This is a genomic window from Campylobacter gastrosuis (assembly GCF_030249845.1).
GTDB lineage: Bacteria > Campylobacterota > Campylobacteria > Campylobacterales > Campylobacteraceae > Campylobacter_A > Campylobacter_A gastrosuis.
In genome coordinates this window covers 1-6574 of sequence record NZ_JANURM010000034.1, presented here as the reverse complement: position 1 = coordinate 6574, position 6574 = coordinate 1, and the positions used below count along the sequence as shown (strand labels likewise).

The window sequence follows — 6574 nt, the reverse complement described above, 5'->3', positions numbered from 1 at the left end:
CCAAATTTCATTGTTGTTTATGAGTTTGTAGGGGTTTAGAGTGCGTTTTTTATCGTTATAAACGCACGAAATTTGCCACCTTTTAATGATACTAGCACTAATCTCGTCAAACTCACGGCGTGAAATTGCGGCGTTTGGCAAGGTTAATTTTAGAGATAAGAATATTATTTTTGGCTTTGGAGCAGCTACCGCTTCATTTGTGTTCTTTTTCACACTCGGATACGCTTCAAGAGTGCTTTTACCATTCTTTAAAAAGCCAATTTCGTGGAAAATCTTAGAAATTTTCATCGGATTTTTAATGATGTTCTTAGCATTTTTACTACTTTTTAGCAAAATTTAATCTGTTTCTCATATTTTTATAAAATTTATCTAACAATAATTTAAATCACACCCCAAATAAGATAGGTAAGATAAAAATATCTGAAAACTAAAATTTTTAACCATAAAAAGATAATCTTAATTACACGCGCCAAATCCGCCAAATCCGCCAAATCCGCCAAATCCGCCAAATCCGCCAAATCCGCCAAATCCGCCAAATCCGCCAAATCCGCCAAATCCGCCAAATCCGCCAAATCCGCCAAATCCGCCAAATCCGCCAAATCCGCCAACACGATAAAAATATTCAAAAACTAAAATATTTAGCTATGAACATAATTTTAATTAAGCATATAAAAAAACATAATTAAAATTACACGCAAGATTTCAAGATTTCAAGATTTCAAGATTTCAAGATTTCAAGATTTCAAGATTTCAAGATTTCAAGATTTTAGGGTTTTAGGGTTTTAGGGTTTTAGGGTTTTAGGGTTTTAGGGTTTTAGGGTTTTAGGGTTTTAGGGTTTTAGGGTTTTAGGGTTTTAGGGTTTTAGGGGTGTTTATGGGCGGGGAGCACCAAGCCCACCAAATCACCAAGTTTTACTAATAATTCCACTAAAAACCAGACAATTAATCACTAAAACGCACAAAACATATCAAACACAAACAAACAATCTTACAAATTGATTTAATAAACACCTTAACGGCAAAAAACTATCTTGTTTTAGAATTATTTTAACTAAGAAATTTGCGGTTTTAAACTTACAAAAGCAGATAAAATATTAGGCGGTAGGGGTGCCCATTTCCTACACCCCGACTAAAAGCTTAATGTCGGCTTGGGCTGGTGCATAGCACATTCGCCTAACGGCAAATTTCACGCAAAATCAGCAAAAATTTCACAAAAACGCCACTGGGTCAATATCAACGTCAATAAACTCGCCCACACAAGCCTTTGCAATCGCTACAAGTGGCTTATGCGAACTCGCCCTTAAAAGCACCTCATATCGGTATTTTGAAGCCAAAATTTCAATCCCACACTTGCCATAGCCAATGATTTCAAACTCCAAATCCAGCCTTAAATGCTCAATCTTTGCCACGCACTCGTTTAAAATTCTACTCGCCTCACGCTCATTTTTATGCGAGATTACAAGCCGTAAAAGCCTAGCAAACGGCGGATAAAGTGGATCACGAAAGCCCACCTCATCGGCTAAAAACCCATCATAATCATCTAAAAATCGCCTAAAAAAATCATCTTCAAAGGTTTGAAGCACCACCCTGCCCTGCCCCTTTCGCCCAGCCCTGCCAGCGACTTGCTTCACCAGCGAAAGCGTGCGCTCCCTAGCCCTAAAATCCGGATACGCCAAAAGCTCATCAACGCCCATTATCACGGCTAAATCCACGTTGTGATAGTCGTGCCCTTTGCTTAGCATTTGAGTGCCTACAAGCAGGTCAATCTCGCCCTTATTAAACGCATTTAACGCCTTTTTTAGGCGATTTTGCGTGGTGATCTCATCTCTGTCAAATTTTGCCACCCTAGCGTTTGCAAACTCACGCTCTAAAATCTCAACAAGCTCACTTGTGCCAAGCTTTTTTGCCTCAATCATATCGCTACCGCAACGCCCACAGCTACTTGGCACTGCCATTTTAAACTCGCAGTATTGGCACTTTAAAACCTGCTCTTTTTTATAAAAACTCATACCGACACTGCAAAATGGGCATTTTATCCGCTCGCCACACTGCACGCAGGCTAAATGCCTAAAATTCGCACGCGTAGGCAGACAGATGACGGCTTGTTTTTTTGCCGACAAGGTTTTTGAGATTTCATCTTTTAAAATTTGGCTTAATCCAACCTCGCTTTTATCAAAAATATAAGTTTTCTCGCTCTTAAAAAATGTCCCTTTTAGCCTGAAATTTTGGAGTTTATGAAAGGTCGTAAGGCTTGGCGTGGCACTGCCTAAAATGACTTTTATGTTAAATTTCGCACCCAAAAAAAGTGCCAAATCACGCGCATTGTAGTGTGGCTTTGAAGCGCTGTTTTTGTAGCTGTCATCGTGCTCCTCATCAACGACAATGAGCCCCAAATCATCAAGCGGTAAAAACAACGCCGACCTTGCCCCAGCGATTAGTTTAACGCTTTTGTTTTTGATATTTTTTAGAATTTCAGCCTTGTTTTTTGGCGTGATTTTTGAGTGCCACACAGCTACACTCTCACCAAAATATCGCTCCAAACGGCTTTGCATTTGTGGAGTAAGCGAAATTTCAGGCATTAAAAATAGTGCTTGTTTGCCCATATTTAGGGCGTCTTTTATCATTGAGATGTAAATTTCGCTCTTACCGCTACCAGTGTCGCCAAAAAGCAGAGCGGTTTTGTTTTCGTTTAAAAAATCAAAGGCTTTTTTTTGATTTTGGCTTAAATTTGGAGCGTTTAAAAACGGCTTATTTGTGAAAATTTTTGAAGCATTTTTACTCTCATAAAAGCCAAGCTCTTTTGGCAAAAATAGCGGTAAAACCGCATTAAAAGGGCTTGTGTAATAGTATGCTATAAAATTTAAAAGCTCGGTTTGAATTTTGTTTAAACAAAGTGGTAGAATTTTTGTAACATTTAGGGTTTTAAAGCTTGGTTTTTCGCACTCATTTACAATGTAGCCAAGCGTGTCTTTGCCCTTTAATGGGGCTAAAACAGCATTAAAAAGCGAGATTTTAACCTCGCTTTGATAGGTTAAAATCGCTACATTTAGCCCACTAAATGCGACCTTGTAGTAAAACACAAAGCTACTCTAACTGAGAGCAAAGTGCCCCAGAACAAGTCATTTGTCCGTTGTTTTTATTATACGTAAAAGTCGCTGTTTTACCTGAGAGTTTTATCACATAAGTTCTCTCGCCCGTTTTAGACCAGCCACTTTTATTGCTTACTTTTATACCACCCATAGGTAAAATACATTCAAATACAGTATTTGTGTTATCTTGACCATTGTTGCAATTACCTTCTAAATAGTTTGGAAAACCGGGTGCACCAGATAAAAGCTTATCATTATAATAAGTCATAATCCCAGACTTTATGGATTGCAGCTGCACCCTAGCGTTTGAAATTTCAGCCTCGCCTCTGCCAAAATTTATCTTAGTAATGCCAACACCAGCTAAAATTCCAATAATAACAATAACAAAAATAAGCTCCAACACCGTAAAACCACGTCTCATCGCACTACCTTTTTACCTTTAAAATTCTATCTATATCTTTTGAAATATCTCTTAATACACACTCATCAGAGTAGCTATCGTAGCACTTTTGCACGAATGCATCAAGTAGCTCTTTTGGGCTTAAAAATTTCTTATCGCCCACAAAACCGCCAAGATCACGCTCTAAAACCCTAGCAAATTCCTCATCATCAATCGTGATAACATAGTCGCGTGAGGCGATTGTTAGCGTGATCTCTTTTTTCATTATTTATTTAAAACTGCTTCAATCTTTTTAAGCACGTCGTCAGTTTCGTTTGTCTTTTTATTTAGCTCCTCTTCAAGACGTGCTATTTGGTTGCTTTTTGCCTCATTTTGAGCCTTTAAGGTTACGATTTGATTATGTAGCTCCTCGTTGTCCTTACAAATCTCCTCATACCTTGCAAGTAGGTCATTTACCTTGCCAGTTAGCGTAGTTAGCACTTTATCATCTTCAAACATTTTAAACCTTTATGAAAAAATTAAATGGCGTATTTTAGCACTCAAAGGCTAAATTTGTGTTAAAATTAGCCAAAATTTTTAATATTTAAGAAGTAAAAAATGTCAGAGTTTAAAATTTCAAGCAAATTTAGCCCAAGTAAAGACCAAGCCAAAGCGATAAAAGGCATAGTAGAGAGCATAAAAAGTGGCAACCACTATAACACTCTGCTTGGCGTAACTGGTTCAGGTAAGACCTTTACAATGGCAAATGTGATAAAAGAGCTAAAAATGCCAACTCTAATAATGACACATAATAAATCACTCGCCGCACAGCTTTATAGCGAATTTAAGGGCTTTTTCCCGCAAAATCACGTTGAGTATTTTATAAGCTATTATGACTACTACCAGCCAGAAGCCTACATACCTAGGCAAGATCTATTTATAGAAAAAGATAGCTCGGTAAATGACGAGCTTGAACGGCTTCGTTTATCAGCTACTGCAAGTTTGCTTAGCTTTGATGATGTTATCATTATCGCTAGTGTTTCGGCAAACTATGGCTTAGGCGATCCAAGCGAGTATCAGGGTATGGTGCAATACTTAAACATAGGCGATGAGATAGCTCAAAAGACGCTTTTAAACCGCCTTGTAGATATGGGCTATACTAGAAATGACGCCTATTTTGACAGGGGGAATTTTAGAGTAAATGGCGATGTTGTGGATATCTATCCAGCTTACTGGGGCGATGAAGCATTAAGGGTTGAGTTTTTTGGCGATGAGATTGAGGCGATGTTTCATTTTGAGGTGCTTGAAAATAAAAAGATAAAGGACGTGTCAAAATTTACCCTTTATGCGACAAGTCAGTTTATCGTGCGTGAAGACCGCTTAAAATCGGCAATAAAAGGCATTGAAGCTGAACTAGATGAACGGCTTAAATTTTATAAAAATGAGAATAAATTAGTTGAAATGCAACGCCTAAAACAACGCGTGGAGTTTGACCTTGAAATGCTTAGCTCAACTGGCGTGTGCAAGGGTATTGAAAACTACGCAAGGCACCTAACTGGACTAAAAGAGGGCGAAACGCCATTTACGATGTTTGATTATTTTTCGCTCTTAAATGACGGGAATTTTTTGGTTATCGTTGATGAGAGCCACGTGAGCTTGCCACAATTTCGTGGTATGTATGCAGGAGATAGAAGTCGTAAAGAAACCCTCGTTGAATACGGCTTTCGCCTGCCCTCAGCCCTTGATAATCGCCCTTTGAAATTTGATGAGTTTATAAACAAAAAAGCAAATTTTTTGTTTGTTTCAGCCACGCCAAATGAGCTTGAAATTAAGCTTAGCGAAGGGCATATTTATGAGCAAATTTTGCGTCCGACTGGGCTTCTTGACCCGATAATTGAGCTAAAAGATAGCGACAATCAGGTTGAAATTTTACACGATTTAATAAAAGAAACGACCGCAAAAAATGAGCGAGTTTTAATAACAACTCTTACAAAAAAAATGGCAGAAGAGCTAACTCGCTACTACACGGAGCTTGGCATAAGTGTCAAATATATGCACTCTGACATTGACGCCATTGAGCGAAATGAGCTAATCAGAGGGCTTAGAAAGGGTGAATTTGATGTGTTGATTGGCATAAATTTGCTTCGTGAGGGGCTTGATTTGCCAGAAGTTAGCCTTATTGCCATAATGGACGCTGATAAAGAGGGCTTTTTACGCTCAAAAACAAGCCTAATTCAAACAATGGGCAGGGCAGCAAGAAATGTAAATGGCAGGGTTGTGATGTTTTGTAAAAAGGTTACAAACTCAATGCAAGAAGCCATTGATATAACGACACAAAGGCGAAAACTCCAAGATGAATACAACAAAGCAAACGGCATAACGCCAAAATCTGCAAGTAGAAATATAGAGGATAGTCTGCACGAAGAGGACGTGAGCGAGAGCTATCAAAAGGGCAAAAAGCTTGAAAAAATGCCAGCAAGCGAGAGAGCAAAAATCGTAAAAGAGTTAAGAAAAGAGATGTTTAAAGCTGCCGAGGCGTTAGAATTTGAAAAAGCAGCAGCACTTCGTGATGAGATAGCTAAGATTAGACAACTTTAATTTAAGTTTTGTTGTGATATTATTGTGAAATTTTAAAGGAGAAGCGATGAAAATACAAAAATGGGGGGGGTATAGCAGCAAATTCATAAAAACCCTGCGTGAAAACGACATAAATTTCATCTACCACATTACAAAATTATCAAATTTAAGCTCAATTTTCAAACTCAAAAGTCTTTATAGTCGCCAAAAATTGATAGCTAAAAAAATATATTTTAAACCACAAACAAACGATTTATCAAAAAATTTGTTTTTATACAATCAATAAATAAAAGGAGAAAAAATGGGGTTCTTTCAGGCAATAACAACGTGTTTTATTAAGATTTTTTCTTATGGCGGCAGAGCTACAAGGGCTGAATTTTGGTGGTTTTTCTTGTTTCATATACTCAACTTTCGCACATAAAACCTAACTCTTTTTGAGTGAAAGCACTTATCACTGCAATAATTTGAAGTAAATCTTTATTATCCTTGACAACATTTTGGATTTCAGAGATTTTTGTAAGTATTTGAA

At 37.7% G+C, this 6574-nt stretch carries 8 protein-coding genes; 3 read left to right on the top strand and 5 right to left on the bottom strand.

Annotation, left to right across the window (positions count from 1 at the left end; genetic code table 11):
* Positions 1 to 85 precede the first annotated feature (85 nt).
* Positions 86 to 340, top strand: a complete 255-nt coding sequence (locus NYG85_RS11650) for a LysE family transporter (protein WP_284938630.1) — start codon at positions 86 to 88, stop codon at positions 338 to 340.
* Between the two features lie 40 nt (positions 341 to 380).
* On the opposite strand, the gene NYG85_RS11645 is transcribed toward NYG85_RS11650, so the two are convergent.
* The 5 genes from NYG85_RS11645 to NYG85_RS11625 form a co-directional block, all read right to left on the bottom strand.
* A complete protein-coding gene (locus NYG85_RS11645; protein ID WP_284938813.1) occupies positions 381 to 626 on the bottom strand; it encodes a hypothetical protein in 246 nt (81 codons plus the stop codon).
* Between the two features lie 582 nt (positions 627 to 1208).
* Positions 1209 to 3080, bottom strand: coding sequence for a primosomal protein N' (locus tag NYG85_RS11640; protein WP_284938812.1), 1872 nt, complete (start codon positions 3078 to 3080; stop codon positions 1209 to 1211).
* Positions 3081 to 3084: 4 nt separating this feature from the next.
* Positions 3085 to 3510: a type II secretion system protein gene (locus tag NYG85_RS11635; protein ID WP_284938810.1), complete on the bottom strand. Its 426-nt coding sequence runs from the start codon at positions 3508 to 3510 to the stop codon at positions 3085 to 3087.
* A gap of 4 nt (positions 3511 to 3514) precedes the next feature.
* Complete coding sequence (locus NYG85_RS11630; RefSeq protein ID WP_284938809.1) at positions 3515 to 3754, bottom strand: hypothetical protein; 240 nt, start codon at positions 3752 to 3754, stop codon at positions 3515 to 3517.
* Positions 3754 to 3987, bottom strand: a complete 234-nt coding sequence (locus NYG85_RS11625; RefSeq protein WP_284938807.1) for a hypothetical protein — start codon at positions 3985 to 3987, stop codon at positions 3754 to 3756. The genes NYG85_RS11630 and NYG85_RS11625 overlap by 1 nt, the downstream gene beginning before the upstream one ends.
* A gap of 99 nt (positions 3988 to 4086) precedes the next feature.
* Between NYG85_RS11625 and uvrB the strand changes: the two genes are divergently transcribed.
* On the top strand, positions 4087 to 6066 hold the full coding sequence (gene uvrB, locus NYG85_RS11620) for an excinuclease ABC subunit UvrB (protein ID WP_284938806.1): 1980 nt from the start codon (positions 4087 to 4089) through the stop codon (positions 6064 to 6066).
* A gap of 46 nt (positions 6067 to 6112) precedes the next feature.
* The gene (locus NYG85_RS11615; RefSeq protein WP_284938804.1) at positions 6113 to 6331 is read left to right on the top strand and encodes a hypothetical protein; all 219 of its coding nucleotides are present in this window, start codon (positions 6113 to 6115) and stop codon (positions 6329 to 6331) included.
* The last annotated feature ends 243 nt before the right edge of the window (positions 6332 to 6574 follow it).

Excerpts from the sequence above, each read along its gene's own strand:
- NYG85_RS11650 (WP_284938630.1), top strand. The coding sequence starts at position 86 with ATGATACTAGCACTAATCTCGTCAAACTCACGGCGTGAAATTGCGGCG.
- NYG85_RS11635 (WP_284938810.1), bottom strand. The coding sequence starts at position 3,510 with ATGAGACGTGGTTTTACGGTGTTGGAGCTTATTTTTGTTATTGTTATT.
- NYG85_RS11630 (WP_284938809.1), bottom strand. The coding sequence starts at position 3,754 with ATGAAAAAAGAGATCACGCTAACAATCGCCTCACGCGACTATGTTATC.
- NYG85_RS11625 (WP_284938807.1), bottom strand. The coding sequence starts at position 3,987 with ATGTTTGAAGATGATAAAGTGCTAACTACGCTAACTGGCAAGGTAAAT.
- uvrB (WP_284938806.1), top strand. The coding sequence starts at position 4,087 with ATGTCAGAGTTTAAAATTTCAAGCAAATTTAGCCCAAGTAAAGACCAA.
- NYG85_RS11615 (WP_284938804.1), top strand. The coding sequence starts at position 6,113 with ATGAAAATACAAAAATGGGGGGGGTATAGCAGCAAATTCATAAAAACC.